Genomic DNA, 18,291 nt, shown 5'->3' on the forward strand with positions numbered 1-18,291 from the left:
TCCAAGTTTTATAAGTAATGCCTAAATTAAGAAGTGAGAGTCAAATATTATCATCTTGGCAAGATAATAAACCAATATTGAGTGTTTGTTGCACTGCATATAATCAAGAGAAATATATTGAAAAGGCTTTAGAAGGTTTTTTATCTCAACAAACAGATTTTCCATTTGAAATAATTATAAGTGATGATTGCTCGACTGATGGGACTACAGAGATACTTAATCGTTATCTCAAACGATATCCAAATATTATTAGATTAGTTTATCAAGAAGAAAATCGATACTCAAAAGGTGCTCTACCTATAAGAGACTTTATTTTACCTGTCGTTAGAGGTAAATATATAGCATTGTGTGAAGGAGATGATTATTGGACAGATTCTACCAAATTACAGCAGCAAGTTGATTTTTTGGAGCAGAATCCAGAATTTATGGGCTGTGGTCATAATACAAGATTTCTAATCAATGGAGAGTTAACTGATAGATTATTTGTAGATTCTAGTAATAAAAAAGATATCTATAAATTCGATGATTTTATAGATTCAGCCTATTTGCATACGACATCTTTAGTTTTTAGATATGATGCACATAAAAGTCAAATTAATGAATACCTTGCTAAATACTCATCTGTTAAACGTAATGATGTGTATATGTTGTTGGTATTTTCAAAATTTGGTTCAATAAAATATATAGATAAAGTCATGTCTGTCTATAGAATGAATGATGGTGGTATATGGAGTGGCGCGGATGAACAAGCACAGCTAATTATGTTTTTGCATGGTTGTGTAGATTTTAGTTACATATTTGGTGAGGATTACAAAGATAAATTTCTCTACTCATTCGCTAATACATTAAGTGAAAGTATAGGTGCCACTACACCAAATTTTATGTCAGAAGTATTAAAAGAATTCTCAATAAGAGATTTTAAAGTTATTGTAGAGAGTTTTTCAAGATTTAAAAATCGTGATAATGGAACTATTAGAGAATGTAGTGAGTATATTAACTTTCTTGAAAAGCAAGTTAATGATAATAGCGTCAAATCACTGATTATAAAGTTTGCTAAAGTAAGTCGACTTTATAATATTTTTGAGAAACTAAAGAGATAAGATAGATAATTATTTTAAAAATGAAATGAAAAATTATTTTATGTAGTATTATTATTTATAAGTGCAACTTTGAGATTAATATATTGAGTTACATAAAGTACAGAAAAGATATAGATGGTTTAAGAGCATTAGCAGTATTATCAGTAATATTTTTTCATTTAGATATAAGTTTTTTTAAGTCTGGCTTTTTAGGTGTAGACATTTTTTTTGTAATATCAGGATATCTTATAACTTCAATAATTATTAGAGATCTTCAAGAAGAACATTTTTCTCTTAAAAATTTTTACTTAAGGAGAGCTAGAAGGATTCTGCCAGCATTGATTACAGTTCTAGTATTTACGAGCTTCTTCGCGTGGTTGGTGCTGTTACCAGCAGAGCTAAGACAGTATGCTAAAATAATGGTAAGTGCATTAGCATCGGTTTCTAATATATACTTTTATAACTCTTTATCATTTGGCTATTTTGCTTCAGATGCATCTATAATTCCTTTATTACATACATGGTCACTAGGCATTGAGGAGCAGTTTTATTTCTTTTGGCCAGTAATGTTGATATTTGTATTTAACCTTGGCATCTCATGGAAACAAAACGAAAGCTTCGGTGTAAAATCTAAAATGTTAGTAGTTACTCTGTTACTTTTTTCATTTTCTTTGTATTTTTTCTTCTATAAAAGTGCTCAATCATATTATTACTTCCCTACCACAAGAGCATTTGAGCTTTTAGTAGGTTGTTTAGTTTCTGTTTATAGCTTAAACAGAAAGCCTATACAAACTAGTGTTTTTGCAAATATGTTGAGCGTGATAGCTCTAATACTTATGCTAGTGCCAATATTGTTTATAGATGTTCAATATCCAAGTTATTGGATGTTGGTAGTTTGTATTGGCGCTGCTTTATATATTTATGCTGGCTTTTCTGCTATAGAATTACCATTGGTAAATAAATTTTTCTCACTTAATATTGTTGTAGCTATAGGGCTTATATCTTATTCTTTATATCTATGGCATTGGCCAATTATTGCGTATGTCAACTATTTGAGTATAGAGAAAACTACAGTTGTAAAAATTGTCATATTGTTATTAAGTTTTGCTTTATCTATTTGTTCATATTATCTTGTTGAGAAACCATTAAGATTTAAATATAAATTTTCTATACTAAAAACTCTTGGCTTATTATGGTTATTGCCCATGATTGTCGCTATTGCTTTTGCATTAAGCACTAAATATATTCCAAATTTTGGATTTAATAAAGCAATAGGAGACTTTAAAATTGTTTCTCAGCATGAAGATGGATCTTTTGTTTATGAATATCCAGAGTGGCAATCAAAGCATAAGCTTAAGTATGACAGTATTTGGCAAGATCAAGGATATAAGAATACAGCTGAGCTTAGCTCTTTGATTAAACATCACTATGATGTTGTAATATTTGGTGACTCGCATGCAAAAGTTGCAGCACCAATGATAAGTAAATGGACAGCTGATTTGAATATGACTACGCTTGTAGCCGGTGGGACTCAGCTAGCTGTTTATAATATGATCCAAGATAAGAAAGTCGAAAAGTATATCGAAGTATTGTTGAATAAGACACGTCCTAAGTATTTTGTACTAGCCGGTTGGTGGAATTCATATACTGTTCATGCCAAGCTTCCAAAAGATAACAAAGCTTTGTTTTTTATGGACAGAATAGTAAGTATGCTTGAAAAGAGAAATATTCAGCCTGTTATTTTGTTGGATTGGCCTTCACTTAAGGGTATAAGGCCTGCTTGTGGAATGACACGGGTTGATAAATGGTTGGGAATAGATGGATGTGGCAGGCCTTTGTCTGATATTTTAGCATCACAAAGTATTGAGCTTAAGTATATAAATTCATTACAAGAGAAATATAAAAATTTGATAGTGATAGACCCTAAAAAAGTTATATGTAAAAATAGTTATTGCTCTAATCAGATTGATGGTGTAATACTTTATCTTGATGGTATGCAAATGGATTATTATGGACTTAATAATGCGCATCTAAATGACTATGGCTCTTATATGATTGGGAATACATATATGAAAAGATATGGTAATCCATTAATACGTTAGCTTTTGTTAGTTTTTAGATAAATGCTTTGGTATAATTTATCCGTAAAATTTATAAATAGGGTTATATATGAGGTACTTAAAAGAGTTTTATAGATTTATCGAGCATCTTTTAAATAATCATAGGCTTATATTTGTTTTGGCCTACAATGATTTTAAAGAGCAGTATTTAGGTTCATATTTAGGTATAGTATGGGCTGTTATAAGACCTGTAATGTTTATTTTTGTGATATGGCTAGTATTTACATATGGTATAAGACCAGGAGGAACCCTGAATAGTAGCTCAAATATGGTTCTTTTCTTATTAACGGGTATGATACCTTGGTTCTTCTTTTCAGAAGCATTGACAAAAAGTTGTGAAACAATAATCGCTAATGAGTTTCTTGTTAAAAAGGTGGCTTTTAGTGTTAATATACTTCCATTGATAAGCATTCTATCGTGCCTTATAATTCATATTGTTCTTATTTTTATTCTAGTGCTAGTATTTATTTTGAATGGCCACTACCCAAGTATATATTGGCTACAGTTACCGTATTATATTTTGTGTGTAATATTGCTGCTTCTAGGTTTAGGTTGGCTAACTTCTGCGATTAGAGTGTTTGTTAAAGATACAACTGAGATAGTTGCATTGATAACGCAATTTGGTTTTTGGTTTACTCCAGTATTTTGGTCTCCTGATAAAGTGCCTGAGAAATTAAGATTTATTCTAGATCTCAATCCAATGGCATATATAATTCAAGGCTTTAGAAATGCGTTTATAGATAATTTATGGTTTTGGCAACAACCTGTTCAGACATTCATATTCTTGATAATGATGACTAGTATTTTATTTTTAGGAGCTGTTGTTTTTAAGAAATTAACTCCTCATTTTGGAGATGTTATTTAATGGATAAAAATATAATAATAAAGTTAGAAAAAATATCAAAATACTACAAAATTTATGAAAGAGCTAGAGATAGAGTAAAAGAAGCATTTAGTCCATTTCGTAAAAAATATTATAAAGAATTTTGTGCTATAAAAGATATTGATTTAGAGATAAAAAGAGGAGAGGTCTTAGGTATATTTGGACTTAATGGAGCAGGTAAATCTACACTTCTTAAAATAATAGCTGGTGTTGTTACTCCTACAGCTGGTAGTGTCAAAGTTCAGGGTCATGTTAATGCAATGCTTGAACTGACTGGTAGTCTTAATCCAGAGTTGACTGGCGAACAAAATATAAAATTTAATTTAAATTTTAACAATATCGCTAATGAGAAAAGAGCACAGATAACACAAGAGATTGTTGAGTTTGCTGAGATTGGCAGGCATATAAATCAGCCTGTTAAAAACTATAGCAATGGCATGAAAGCAAGACTTGGCTTTGGTATTGCTACTGCTACGAAACCAGAGGTTTTGATAGTCGATGAAGTGTTAGCAGTTGGAGATGCAATTTTTCAAAATAAATGTTTTATTAAGATTAGAGAGCTCTTAAAAGAAGGAACAACAGTTGTTTTTGTTTCTCATAATGTACCACTTATGGTAGAGTTTTGTACCAGAGCAATCTTTTTGCATGACAGGCAAATTTTAATGGATGATGAGCCGCGAAAAGTAGCACATTATTATCAAAAAGCACTTTTTAGTTCAGATAAGAATAAGGTTATAGAAGAATTATATATATTGAGTGGTAAAAAATCTGATTATGAAGGAAGAGTTAAAGTTAAAGAATCATCTGGTACTGTAAATGATATAGCTTATATTACTAACTTGAAAATAAATGATGCTAGAGGAGTAGAAACAAGTTTTTTAGAGATGGGTTTTGAATATACTATATCATTCGATGTTACATTTAATAGAAATTGTGAAAAAGTTAAAATAGAGTTTGTTGCTCGAGATATAACAGGTAAATTTTTAACCTTGTTTAATTCTTATTCAAGTAAGAATATAATAGAATCTATTGAAAAAAATGAAACATATCATGTTGAAAATACTTTTAAATGCGATGTCTACAAAGGTCAATATTCTATAGAAGTAGATGTTATTGAAATTACTGATGATAGGCTTGCTGAATCTGTTGATAGTTTCAAGGCAGAGATAAAGTTTGAAGCTGGCTCTATAAGTAAAGAAAATAAACTTTATATAAAGAAAATTTAGTTTAATATTTATGATAAAAGGGAAAAAATGAAATTTTCTATAGTAACAGTATCATACAATTCTGAGAAATATATTGAAGAAACTATCTTGAGTGTGATTACTCAAAGAGGAGACTTTGATATTGAATATATTCTAGTAGATGGTAAGTCAAAAGATAGTACTTGTGATATTATCCAAAAGTATGTAGATAAGCATAACAAAGGCGAATTAGACATATTTTGTAATAGTCTTGATATCAAGTTCATATGTGAGAAAGATGAAGGCATGTATGATGCTTTATCAAAGGGATTGTCGATAGTAACTGGTGATATAGTTGCTTATATAAATTCGGATGATTTTTATCTACCAAATGCTTTTAAAGCGATAGCTGCTGAGATGAAAAAGCATGGCGAAAAAGCACAGTGGATAAATGCTAAAAACACTTGGTACAACAAGGATGGTATCATTGAAAACTCAATGTTACCACTTGTGCCATCGAGAAAGAGAATACTAAAAGGTATCCATGGTACGAGTTTGCCATCGATACAACAAGAGTCAACTTTCTGGACAAAAGCATTACAAGATAAAATGGATATGAAGAAGTTTGCTGAGTATAAACTCGCAGGTGACTTTTTTATGTGGCATGAGTTTGCAAGACATGCAAACTTACATATATGTAACAGTAATGTTTCGGGTTTTAGACATCATGAAACTAATAAAAGCCATGATCTAAGCGGTTATATGAATGAGTTTTATGATATTGTTGGAGGCAAGCCAAGAAAGAATATTTTTGATCTGTGGCATATTTTTATATATAAATTTTATGTCAAATATACTTCAGATAATATGATTAGAAGACACAATGAGTATGTTAGAATATTCAGACATATAGGCTACAAGCTTAGTGAAAAGCTAGGTAAGAAAAGTCACTAATATATCTTAGGAGCTATCCTTGTCAAATTCTCAAATTCAAAAAGCTAATTATCCTTTGGTTACAGTTATAACAGTTGTATATAATGCCAAAGAGCTTCTAGAAGAGACTATTTTAAGTGTATTAAACCAGACATATTCAAATATTGAGTATGTTATAGTTGATGGCGGTTCTACTGATGGTACACTTAATGTTATCAAAAAATATCAAGATAAAATTACTAAGTATATCAGTGAGCCAGATCAAGGTATTTATGATGCTATGAATAAAGGTATTGCACTAGCTAAAGGACAATGGCTAAATTTTATGAATGCAGGAGATAGCTTTTATTCTAATGATGTTTTACAGAAAGTATTTGAGCGCAAATTTTCTCAAGATACTGCTGTCATTTATGGAAATACTGATATTGGTCATAAAATTCTAAAATACAAACCTGAACTAAATTTGAGAGATATGGCGCTAGGAATGACGTTGTGCCATCAGTCTACTTTTTATAGGCTAGATAAAGCAATAAAATACAACCTTAAATACAAGATATGTGCAGATCAAGATTTTACAATGCAGTACTTTAAACTTGGTAAAAAGTCTAAATATCTAGATATGACTATTTCTAAGTATGATCTTGATGGTATATCGTCACAAAACTTGAATAAGATTCTCAAAGAAAAGTTTCAAATAAATAAATCTTATAATCTTTCGTATCTGCCTGTAATCAAGAGTTATATTATTTCGCTGTTAGTTAAGCTACGCAGTTACTTTAGGGGTTACTAAAAGCTAGTATTGTTATATCATATAGTTAGATATAGATTTAATTAAAGGCAAGATAAATATCATGTATGATTATGTCATAGTCACTCACATCCCAGCTTTTTATAAGGTTAACTTGTATAATCAGTTAGCTAAGAAGCTAAATATCTTTGTTGTTTTCTTAGCCTCGAATACAAATGAAAAAAGAGCAGATGATTTTGTTGGTTTAGATAATGTATCTTTTGAGTATCAGGTTTTATTCTCAGGCAACTTACAACAGCGAAACGCTTCAGCAAATATCAAAAGATTAAGAAGTATCTTAAAAAGTATTCAATATAAAAGAATGTTAGTAAGTGGTTGGGATTTGCGTGAGTTTTGGTATGTTATATTTGCTAATCGTAAAAACAAAAATTGTCTAGCTCTTGAGTCAACTATTAATGAAAGTAAGGCTACAGGAATACAAGCATTAATAAAAAAAATATTTCTATCGCGAATAGCTACAGTTTTTGCATCTGGTACTCTTCATCGAGAATTATTACTAAAACTTGGATATCGTGGCGATATAAGAATTACAAAAGGTGTTGGTATTATCAATAAACCAAGCTTCAATAAAGAAGTAAGAGAATATCACAAAAAATTTCTTTATGTTGGAAGATTATCCGCGATTAAAAATTTAAAAATATTAGTTCAGGTATTTAATAGCCTAAAAGATTATAGTCTAACTATAATCGGAGAGGGCGGGGAGAGAGAGTATTTACAAAAAAATGCTAATGATAACATTGTGTTTAAATCAGCTATTGAGAATAAGAAACTTAAAAATGAATTTCTTAGTCATGATGTTTTTGTGCTACCTAGCTTGGTTGAACCATGGGGATTAGTAGTTGAGGAGGCGTTTTATTTCGGTTTGCCTGTGATTATTAGCCAAAACTGTGGAGCTAGAGATATTGTCAAAGATAATATAAATGGTTATTGGATAGACCCACAAAATATTGATGGACTAATTTCATTAATCCGAGCAATTAACTCAGATAAATATCATGAGCTTATCACTGGTGTGGAGAAATTCTCTCTAAATGCAAAGGATATTGAGCAAGTTGAGGCTTATTTATGAAAATTTTGATTGTCCATAACCGCTATCAGTCAAATAATATTGGTGGCGAAGATATAGTTTATGATAATGAGTTGAAGTCTTTGCGAGAATTACATGGCGAAGATAATGTTTTGGCATATCAGGTTTCTAATGATGATATTAGCAAATTTAGCTTATTATTTGGAATATGGTTTTCACGCAAGCATTATCGAAATATTAAAAAGATAGTTAGAGATAACAATATTGATATAGTTCATGTGCATAATTTTTTTCCATTGTTGACACCAAGTGTCTTTAAGGCTGCAAAAAAGTCTGGTGCTAAAGTGGTTCATACACTTCACAATTACAGACTATGGTGTATATCTGGTATTTTGTATAGAGATGGCTTTGGTGCATGTGAATTATGTACCAAAAGTAAATTGCCTATTTTTGGTATAAAAAATAAGTGCTACAGGAAATCGCGATTACAAAGCTTAGTTGCTCAGGTCGCATTTAGTTTTTATAAGCTCTTCAAAATGTTTAAGAATATTGATTATTATTTCGTGTTGACTGATTTTCAAAGGCAAAAGGTCAAAGAACTTGGTATTTCAAACCATAAAATTATCCTCAAACCAAATAGTATCTCTTTGGCTGTAGATCAGCATACTCAAAAGACTAAACAAAACTATATTTATGTAGGTAGGCTTGAAGAATCCAAAGGCATATTTGAGCTTTTAGATACATGGAGATCTCTAGATGATAAGTTTGTGTTGACAGTGGTTGGCGATAGTCCCGATAGTGATGAGATAATTAATAAATACTCATCTAAAAATATTATTTTTAAGGGGAAATGTACTAGGGAAGAGACGCTATCTTTGATTTCACAATCGAAGTATCTAATCCAACCAGCGCTACTGTATGAAACATTTGGCTTGACGATAATAGAGGCTATGAGTTTTGGCGTTCCTGTTATTGGTTTTGATATTGGTACGCGTAGAGATTTTATCAAAAATAGAGAAAATGGCTTCATAACTACAAAAAATGACTTACAAAGAACTATACAAAACTCTTACGACTATAGTAACTATGAGCTAATGAGTCAAAATGCAAAAAATACTGCAAAGCAATATCAAAATGACTATATAATAGCTAAGCAGTTAGAGATTTATAAAAATATTTTAGAAGGTTGATAGTTTGAAAGTATCGATAATTACAGTTTGTTACAATTCTGCAGAGACTATTGAAAAGACAATTCAGTCAGTAATTTCACAAAGCTATCAGGATATTGAATATATAATAGTTGATGGTGGTAGTTATGATGGCACTTTGGATATATTAGCAAAGTATCAGTCTAAACTATCAAAAGTGGTGAGCGAATCAGATGATGGTATCTATGATGCTATGAATAAAGGTATCGCTTTAGCAACTGGGGATATCATTGGTATTTTAAATAGTGATGATTGCTATAGTAATAGTGATGTTATAGACAATATTGTGAGCACGTTTAGGCAGAATGATAAAGATATGCTTTTTGCAGATTTGAAATTTGTTAATGATGATGGCAAGATCCTGCGCTATTACTCAGCTAAGCGTTTTACTCCAAATAGATTGAAGTTTGGAATTATGCCACCGCATCCGACACTTTTTGTCAAAAAAGCTATTTATCAGAAATATGGAGTCTACCGTTTAGATTTTAAGATTGCTGCCGATTATGAGATTTTTGTGAGATTCTTGCTTGTAAATAGACTTTCGTATACATATTTAAATAAATGTATAATTAATATGTTGGTAGGTGGGGTTAGTACTAGTAATTTGCAGAGTAAAAAGATTATTAACCAAGAAACGATTAAAGCTCTAGAGCTAAATGGTATCAAGGCAAATTATTTGTGTATTTCGACTAAGTATGTCACCAAAATACTAGAAATACTGAAAGGTCGACTGTTAAACTATTATAAGAAAAACTAAATTTATAAGTATATAAGATTATTTCGGGAGATTTGTGTGGAAAAAGTAGTTATAAAAGATGTTATTAACTCTAGTGGTGTGAAGTTCGGTACTAGTGGGGTTAGAGGCTTGGTTGTAGCAATGACTGATAAAATTTGTTGGCTATATACTAAGGCTTTTATTCAGTTTTTGGAGCAGAAGTACTCAATAACCAAAGGTTCAAAGGTTGCTATAGCTCATGATCTGCGTGATAGTAGCCCTAGGATAACTAAGGCTGTGATTAAGGCAGTCAAAGATAGTGGCTATGAACCAGTGTACTGTGGAGAGATCCCATCTCCAGCTGTGATGCTATATGGTATAACTAATCAAATACCATCAGTTATGGTTACAGGTAGTCATATCCCAGAAGATAGAAATGGTATCAAGTTTAATACTCCTTATGGCGAAGTTCTCAAAGAGGATGAAGAAATGATTGTAAGCCAAGCGATTACGGTTAATGATAATACTTTTGATGAAAATGCGATGTTTTTGCAAAAAGTAGAACTACCAAAAATCTGTAATCAAGCACATGTACAGTATGTGGATAGATATTTAGATTTCTTCCCGCGAAATTGCTTGTCGGGTAAGACTATTGGATTGTATGAGCATTCATCTGTAGGGCGTAAGATAGTTAAAGAAATTCTTGAAAAGCTAGGTGCTAAGATTATCTTACTAGGATTCTCAGAGAGATTTGTATCAGTAGATACCGAAGCAATTCGTCAAGAAGATGTGAAGCTTGCAAAACAGTGGGCTAATGAGTATGAAATTGATAGTATTGTATCAACAGATGGCGATGCTGATAGGCCTCTGGTTAGTGATGAGTATGGTAACTGGTTAAAAGGCGATATTCTAGGTGTATTGACAGCTAAATATCTTCAAGCTGATGTTATCGCGACACCAGTAAGTAGTAATACTGTAGCAGAAAAGATAGGTTATTTTAATAATGTGATTAGAACTAAGATAGGCTCACCATATGTAATTGCTGCAATGAATGAGCTACTTACTAATAATCAAAATGCTGTAGTTGGATATGAAGCAAATGGTGGATTTCTATTAGCTAGTGATATATCAAGAGATGGCAAAGTTCTAAAAGCATTAGCTACAAGAGATGCGGTGATACCTATGCTTGCTGTGATGATGCTATCTATTAATGCTAATAAAACAGTCTCAGAGCTTTTATTTGATTTACCATCTCGATATACAGCAAGTAGTAAGATTGATGATTTTGCCACCGAAAAAAGCCAAGAAATCCTGAAATCAATATTAGCTGGCGAGTCAGATCTTTTAGATAAGGTTATATCTACTCATTTCGATGGTAAAAACAGCATTGAAAATATCGATACTACAGATGGTGTTAGAGTAACTATGACAAATCAAGATATTGTCCATCTTAGGCCGTCAGGTAATGCCCCAGAGTTAAGGTGCTATACAGAGGCCACTACTGAAGAATCAGCTAAGAAACTAAATCAGTGTTGTGTTGATTTGATTAATAATATTCACTAATATTAGCTAATAATACTAAATTTCTATTTGAATTTAATCCTGTCGAATTTGATTTCTAAGAATGATAAAAAGATAAAATAGGTTGATAGATAAAAAAATGACCTATATTTAAATAGCACCTCTTTTCATAGTTTCGAAGAACTCTTCATTAGTTAATGAACCTTTCATTTTTTCTGTCAAGAATTCCATAGCTTGAACATCTTCCATACCACCAAGAATCTTACGTAGTACCCAAAGTTTCTGTAGTTCTTCTGGAGTTGTAAGAAGCTCTTCTCTACGCGTACCAGATCTATCAAAACTAATAGCAGGGAATACGCGACGCTCTGCAATCTTACGATCAAGATGAAGTTCCATGTTACCAGTACCTTTGAATTCCTCAAAGATAACCTCATCCATCTTAGAGCCAGTCTCTACAAGAGCTGTTGCAATGATTGTCAAGCTACCTCCTTCAGCAGTATTACGCGCAGCACCAAAGAATCTCTTAGGCTTTTGCAGAGCATTCGCCTCTACACCACCAGATAGTACACGACCAGAAGCTGGTGATACAGTGTTATAAGCACGTGCAAGTCTTGTGATTGAGTCAAGTAGAATTACTACATCTTGTTTGTGTTCAACCAGTCTTTTTGCTTTTTCAATTACGATTTCAGCTAACTGGACATGACGAGCTGCTGGCTCATCGAAAGTAGATGCTACTACTTCACCACGCACTGAGCGTTGCATTTCTGTAACTTCCTCAGGACGCTCATCGATCAGTAGCATGATTAGATTACATTCAGGATGGTTCTTAGCAATTGATGTTGCGATATTTTGCATCATAATTGTTTTACCAGTTTTTGGAGGGGCAACAATTAGACCACGCTGACCTTTACCAAATGGAGCAGCTAAGTCGATGACTCTTGCTGTAATATCTTCATTTGAACCATTCCCTATTTCCATAGTTAGCCTTTCTTTAGCATACTCAGGAGTTAAGTTTTCAAATAAGATTTTTTTCCTAGCTAATTCTGGTGAATCAAAGTTAACACTGTCAATATGCTTTACTGCAAAGTATTTTTCATTATCACGAGGTGGACGAATCTTGCCAACAATACTATCACCAGTTCTTAGATTTAGCTTTCTGATAAAAGCAGGTGAAACATAGATATCATCTGGAGATGCAAAATATGAGCTATCAGAAGATCTCAAGAAGCCATAGCCATCTTGTAGGACCTCTAAGATACCTTCGCCATATATATCTTCACCCTTATCGGCATGGTATTTAAGAATTGAGAAGATAAGTTCTTGTTTTCTTGCACGAAGTGATTCAAGATCTAGACTTTGAGCTATATCCATTAGCTCATTAACAGATTTATACTTTAATTCATTTAAGTTCATTTGATTCTCTATTTATAAAAAAATAATACTGATCTAACTAATTATAGATATTTGTCTACGATTGAGATTAATTGAGTTTTTTGTACTACACCAACTTTAGTTTCTTTATTTTCGCCATCTTTGAAAACCATAAGAGTTGGTACACCACGCACACCGAATTTCATTGCTGTTTCTTCGTTGTCATCGATATTTATTTTGCATACTTTAACTTTGTCGCCATAATGCTCGGCAACTTGTTCTAGTATTGGAGAAAGCATCTTACAAGGACCACACCAAGGAGCCCAAAAATCTAATAATACTGGAGTATCACTATTTAATACTTCACTTTCGAACTGGCTATCTAATATATCGATACATTTTGACATGCTTTGATTTTCCTTTAAGTTTTTGATTCTAAAACTGATTAAGCAGAAGCTTCTGCTGTATTTTTGATAATTTTATAAGAAGTTAAACTAATTGCTAGTTATTATAAACAAAAAAACTTCTTAGACAAATTTTTTAGCTATTTTACAGATATTTTTTTATAATGGGGATAGTTACAAAAATAAGCTTTTGTTTTATATGTCAAAGATAGTCGCAACGGTAGATTTAGGTTCAAATAGTTTTCATATGTTGATAAGTGAAATCAAGCCTGACGGTGAGGTTGTTACATTATCAAAACAAAAGCAAAAAGTTCAGCTAAGAGCAGGTCTTAATAATAACCTAACAATTAGTAAAGATGCTCAAGAAAGAGCTATTGAATGCTTGGGTTTTTTTGCTCAAGAAATTCAAAAATATAAAGTTGAGCATGTAAAAGCAGTAGGTACATATACTCTTAGAAAGGCTAAAAATAATATAAAAGGTTTTAAAAAGAAATTAGATAAAGCCTTAGGGGCTAAAATTAAGATTATTTCTGGTCCGGAAGAGGCGCGTCTGGTGTATGTTGGGGCTAGAGATAATCATGATGCAAAGCAAAAAACATTAGTTATAGATATCGGAGGAGGTTCCACCGAGCTTGTAATTGGAAGAGGTGATAAGATATTAATTGCTCGTAGTTTAGATATGGGCTGTGTAGGTATGCAAAAAGATCACTTTAGTAATGAGAAGCTTGATTTTGCTAACTTTTACGCAGCTACTGATAGGGCTAGAGAAATTCTCTTACCTGTTTTGCGCAAGTACAAAAAAGTTGGTTGGAGTAGTGTATTAGGCTCTTCTGGGACAATTACATCAGTTGTTGGTGTTTGCCAAGAAATTACAGGAGGCTCTACTATTACTAAGGATTTTCTTAATGATTTGATTACAATGATGATGGATAAACGAGAGGTTGAGCATATTCGTTTTGAGGGCTTGAGAGAAGATAGAGAGAGCGTTTTGGCTGGTGGTGTGGCGATTTTGTATGCTATTTTTGACTGTCTTGGAGTTTCTGAAATGAAGTTGTCTAATGGCGCAGTGCGTGAAGGTATGCTTTATGAGCTTGTTAAGCGTAAGTACAAGATTGTTATAGATTAGACAATAAAAAGATTTAGTTAAAATCAAAAAAGGATTTATTTATATGAAGTATGTTCCATTGGCAGCTCGATTAAGACCTCAGAGTATTGAGGAGGTGATAGGTCAGGAGCATATATTATCAAAAAATGGATCATTAAGAAAAATTTTGGCTGGAGATGGGGTTTGCTCGCTGATACTATGTGGAAAACCAGGTGTTGGTAAAACTACCTTAGCTAAAATTATAGCTAGTTCTAAACAGTTGGAATTTTTTGAGCTATCTGCAGTTGATTCTGGTGTTAAAGATGTTAAAAAATTAATCGCAGATAATCAACATTTAGATAGTTTTGTATTATTTCTGGATGAAATTCATCGATTTAATAAATCACAGCAGGATTTACTTTTACCTTATGTTGAGTCTGGCAAAATTATTTTAATTGGAGCAACTACTGAAAATCCAACATATTACTTAAATAATGCTCTAGTTTCGCGAGTATTTATTTTACGATTGAAAAGGCTTAGTATCTCAGATACCCGTAAGCTTATTCAAAGAGCTATAACCAAGGATGAATTATTAGCAAAACATTCTTTTGAAATTGATGATGATTTATACAATGCTATACACAACTATAGTGAAGGTGATTGTCGTAAAATTTTAAACTTGCTTGAGAGGATGTTTTTGATTAGTGATAGAACTAGCAATATTCATCTTGATAGCGATCTTTTTGATCAAGCTGTTGGTGAGGCATCAAGAGATTTTCACCGTGAGGGTAAAGAGTTCTATGAGCAACTATCAGCCTTTCACAAGTCAGTCAGAGGTACAGATCCTGATGCAGCTATATTTTGGCTGAGTGTAATGTTAGATAATGGTGCTGATCCTCTAGTTATCGCAAGAAGAATGCTCTGTATAGCATCTGAAGATATCGGTAATGCTGATCCTCAAGCTTTGAGAGTCGCCATAGATGCTTGGAATGCTTATGAAAAATTAGGTATACCAGAGGGAAGGTTGGTTTTGTCGCAGGCAGCTATATATTTAACAGTGGCACCCAAAAGTAATGCTTGCTACAAGGCGCTAGCAGATGCCCAACAGATTGTTAAAAGTTTGGGCAATATTGAAGTTCCTCAGCATCTAAAAAACTACAAAGATAGTAACTACTTATATCCACATAATTATCCGAATGCCTATGTGGTGCAGCAATACTTGCCAAAAAATATTAGTCAAGCTTTTTATAATCCTACGAATGCTGGTTTTGAATCTAAGATAAAAATGAAGCTAGAGAGCATAAACAAAATCAAGAAGTTATAATTAAGCTATTAAAATTTTGTATTTGTATGCTATAATCTTTGGAATTAAATTATATCTAATAAAATTATAACTAGGTTTTATACTGCTATGGCATTGGAAAATTTACTACATCCTACTAATATTAAAATTGATGAATATGCAAAAAATGCTACTAAGTTTTCTTTTGAGGCTCTAGAAAGAGGCGTTGGTTATACACTTGGTTATGCGCTTAAACAGACTATGCTGTATTCTATCTATGGTGCATGTGTTACTAGTGTTAAAATTAATGATGGTAAGATTACTTCTCTTGAGGATGTAATTCCTTGTGATGAGACTGTTGCAGATATCATTTTGAATGTGAAAGCTTTACCTGTGACTTTAGTAGATGATATTGAGTCTGGAACTATTACTTTTGAATTATCAGGTTCAGAAGAAGAAGTTTTTTCAGAAGAGGCTAAACTATCTGAAGGTTTAACAATTACAGAAGAAGTATTTATATGTAGCTATAATGGTGGCAAGAAACTCAAGATTGAAGCTAAAGTAGAGAAAGGTGTTGGCTATAGACAAGCTGAAGAAAACTTCAAGGATGGAGAATTTCTTTTGGATGCTACTTTTTCTCCGGTATCTTTCTGTGAGTATGAGATTAAAGATGCTCGTGTAGGTAGACGTACAGATTTGGATAAGCTTGAGCTTAATATTAAGACAAATGGTAATATTAACTGTGAAGAAGCTCTAAGACTAGCAGCAACAAAAATTCAAAATCAATTGAGAAATATAGTTGATGTTGAAGAAATAAACAAAGGGATTTTTGTAGAAGATCCTACTAAAGATATAAACCCTGTTTTACTGAAGCATGTTGAGGAGTTAAACCTTACAGCTAGATCTTCAAACTGCCTAAAAGCAGTTAATATTAGATTAATCGGTGAACTTGTACAAAAAACAGAAAATGAGCTTCTTAAAGCACCAAACTTTGGTAAGAAGTCATTGACAGAGATCAAAGACAAATTGTCTGAACTTGGTTTATCTTTAGGTACAATGATTGATAATTGGCCTGAAGATCTGTAATATATAACCAGCTACTCTTGCCGGAGTGGTGAAATTGGTAGACGCGCCGGATTCAAAATCCGGTTCTGGCAACAGAGTGCCGGTTCGAGTCCGGCCTCCGGCACCATCTTATTATAAGTAATCAACTTGTACTCTCATAATGTTCCTATCTCATAAATTTTATATACAAAAGAGAATTAGTGTATGAAAAAACCTAACTTTAATATTGTAGTAATTGCGATCATAACTATTATGGGTATGGATCTTATTGATACAACTGTTATGAATAATATCTTACCTAAGATAGCAGAAAGCCTTCATACTACACCTGAATTTCTAAAGACGGGTATCAGTATTTATATGATTGTTATGGGGATGTTTCTGCCTCTTAGTTCATGGATGGCTGAGAAGATTGGCTTTAGATATACATTAATGTTTGCAGCATCTGGTTTTGGATTATTTTCATTGCTATCTGGATTAGCGATGACTGATACTCAGCTTTTTGCATTCAGAGCAATTCAGGGCTTATTTGCAGCATTTTCAGCGCCTGTAGCAATGCTTGCTTACTTAAAACTTTCGGAGAATATGCTTGAGGGAACGGCTTCATTATCTAACTATACTTTGATAATGGCTATATCAGGACAGATTATAGGAGGTATTTTTGCATCTATATCAACAGAGTCATGGCGTTTGGCATTTGTGATGCAAGTGCCATTTGCTTGCTTTGCAGTTCTAGCTATATATAAATATTTCCCCAAACAAATATCAAATAATCAAAAGCAGAGAATCGACTTTGTTGGTCTTTGTCTGTTAGGTTTTTCAATATCAGCACTTTTTGTGCTAAGTGAGATTCTCTTAAAAGAGATTGACTTGTCAATTAAGATATATATTGCGATATGTGTAGTTGTATCGATATCTTTATATGCGATTACATACAAAAAAATTAGAAATCCAATAATTGATTTAAGTATCTTTAGTAATAAAAATTTTACGATAGCCTTTGTTTCAAATTTTTTGTGTAGACTAACAACTTACTGGGTGTTTTTTGCTTGGCCTGTTGTCTTATATCATCTTAGCCATTTGAATACTATATACATATCTATTATGTCCGTATGTTTGATGATTGGTACTATTTTTTCTAAAAAAATTGCTAAACATATAGTTTATTTCTATGGTTATAGAATATGTATGGTGTTAGGTTTGCTAGGTGTATCTTCAGTGATGTTAATCTCAATTTTGTTTGATATTCACTATAATTATATTACATTCTGTGCAGTCGCTATGGGGTATGGATTTGTGTTAGGTTTATATCAGACATCATCAAATGCAGTAATGTATACTGTAGCGGATAAAAATAAGTTAGATAGTGTCAATACACTCAAAAGTTCAGGAAATATGATTTCATCGGCATTTGCCCTAACTATATTTACTATAACTTATGACTTATATTATAGATATGATATTAGTCATCATTGGTTAAGTAGATTCCTAAATGTCTTTACGCAAACATATTATCATGTGGTTGTTACAGCAGCATTAGCTCAGATTATTTTAGTAGTATGGATAATTTTGAGAATGGATAATATAAAGGAGAATACACTTTGATT

The 18,291-nt window shown here is 32.3% G+C and carries 16 protein-coding genes and 1 tRNA gene; 15 read left to right on the top strand and 2 right to left on the bottom strand.

All coding sequences use genetic code 11. From position 1 onward, the window contains the following. The first annotated feature begins 17 nt into the window (after positions 1-17). The 10 genes from F0R75_RS01285 to F0R75_RS01330 all read left to right on the top strand — a co-directional run bounded on the left by F0R75_RS01285 (position 18) and on the right by F0R75_RS01330 (position 11,520). A complete protein-coding gene (locus F0R75_RS01285) occupies positions 18-1,100 on the top strand; it encodes a glycosyltransferase family 2 protein (RefSeq protein ID WP_149368624.1) in 1,083 nt (360 codons plus the stop codon). An 83-nt stretch (positions 1,101-1,183) separates the two neighbouring features. Continuing rightward, entirely contained in the window at positions 1,184-3,181 is a 1,998-nt protein-coding gene (locus F0R75_RS01290; protein ID WP_187985968.1) for an acyltransferase family protein, read from the top strand. A 67-nt stretch (positions 3,182-3,248) separates the two neighbouring features. Next, positions 3,249-4,064 carry an ABC transporter permease gene (locus tag F0R75_RS01295; RefSeq protein ID WP_013922640.1) on the top strand — a complete coding sequence of 272 codons (816 nt, stop codon included), beginning with the start codon at positions 3,249-3,251 and terminating at the stop codon, positions 4,062-4,064. Continuing rightward, a complete protein-coding gene (locus F0R75_RS01300) occupies positions 4,064-5,308 on the top strand; it encodes an ABC transporter ATP-binding protein (protein ID WP_013922641.1) in 1,245 nt (414 codons plus the stop codon). Before F0R75_RS01295 ends, F0R75_RS01300 begins: the two co-directional genes overlap by 1 nt. Positions 5,309-5,335: 27 nt before the next feature. Then, entirely contained in the window at positions 5,336-6,220 is an 885-nt protein-coding gene (locus F0R75_RS01305) for a glycosyltransferase (protein WP_149368622.1), read from the top strand. A gap of 19 nt (positions 6,221-6,239) precedes the next feature. Next, entirely contained in the window at positions 6,240-6,989 is a 750-nt protein-coding gene (locus F0R75_RS01310) for a glycosyltransferase family 2 protein (protein ID WP_149368621.1), read from the top strand. Positions 6,990-7,050: 61 nt separating this feature from the next. Beyond that, positions 7,051-8,076, top strand: coding sequence for a glycosyltransferase (locus tag F0R75_RS01315; RefSeq protein ID WP_149368620.1), 1,026 nt, complete (start codon positions 7,051-7,053; stop codon positions 8,074-8,076). Further along, positions 8,073-9,224 (top strand): glycosyltransferase family 4 protein, encoded by a 1,152-nt coding sequence (locus F0R75_RS01320; protein WP_149368619.1) that lies wholly within the window; start codon positions 8,073-8,075, stop codon positions 9,222-9,224. Before F0R75_RS01315 ends, F0R75_RS01320 begins: the two co-directional genes overlap by 4 nt. A gap of 4 nt (positions 9,225-9,228) precedes the next feature. Then, complete coding sequence (locus F0R75_RS01325) at positions 9,229-9,999, top strand: glycosyltransferase family 2 protein (protein WP_149368618.1); 771 nt, start codon at positions 9,229-9,231, stop codon at positions 9,997-9,999. Positions 10,000-10,035: 36 nt separating this feature from the next. Beyond that, a complete protein-coding gene (locus F0R75_RS01330; protein ID WP_149368617.1) occupies positions 10,036-11,520 on the top strand; it encodes a phosphomannomutase in 1,485 nt (494 codons plus the stop codon). Positions 11,521-11,628: 108 nt separating this feature from the next. On the opposite strand, the gene rho is transcribed toward F0R75_RS01330, so the two are convergent. Both rho and trxA read right to left on the bottom strand, forming a co-directional pair. Beyond that, the gene (gene rho / locus F0R75_RS01335; RefSeq protein WP_004287296.1) at positions 11,629-12,891 is read right to left on the bottom strand and encodes a transcription termination factor Rho; all 1,263 of its coding nucleotides are present in this window, start codon (positions 12,889-12,891) and stop codon (positions 11,629-11,631) included. Between the two features lie 41 nt (positions 12,892-12,932). Then, the gene (gene trxA, locus F0R75_RS01340) at positions 12,933-13,256 is read right to left on the bottom strand and encodes a thioredoxin (protein WP_004287297.1); all 324 of its coding nucleotides are present in this window, start codon (positions 13,254-13,256) and stop codon (positions 12,933-12,935) included. Positions 13,257-13,452: 196 nt separating this feature from the next. Here trxA and F0R75_RS01345 point away from each other — a divergent pair, with 196 nt between their 5' ends. From F0R75_RS01345 to F0R75_RS01365, 5 genes are all read left to right on the top strand, one after another. Beyond that, positions 13,453-14,379: a Ppx/GppA phosphatase family protein gene (locus F0R75_RS01345; RefSeq protein WP_149368616.1), complete on the top strand. Its 927-nt coding sequence runs from the start codon at positions 13,453-13,455 to the stop codon at positions 14,377-14,379. 43 nt (positions 14,380-14,422) lie between these two features. After that, a complete protein-coding gene (locus F0R75_RS01350) occupies positions 14,423-15,661 on the top strand; it encodes an AAA family ATPase (protein WP_149368615.1) in 1,239 nt (412 codons plus the stop codon). An 87-nt stretch (positions 15,662-15,748) separates the two neighbouring features. Then, complete coding sequence (locus F0R75_RS01355) at positions 15,749-16,705, top strand: DNA-directed RNA polymerase subunit alpha (protein WP_149368614.1); 957 nt, start codon at positions 15,749-15,751, stop codon at positions 16,703-16,705. A gap of 19 nt (positions 16,706-16,724) precedes the next feature. Then, a tRNA-Leu gene (locus F0R75_RS01360) sits at positions 16,725-16,811 on the top strand. 77 nt (positions 16,812-16,888) lie between these two features. Then, entirely contained in the window at positions 16,889-18,289 is a 1,401-nt protein-coding gene (locus F0R75_RS01365) for an MFS transporter (RefSeq protein ID WP_149368613.1), read from the top strand. Positions 18,290-18,291 lie beyond the last annotated feature (2 nt).

The organism is Francisella marina (genome assembly GCF_008369785.1).
GTDB lineage: Bacteria > Pseudomonadota > Gammaproteobacteria > Francisellales > Francisellaceae > Francisella > Francisella salimarina.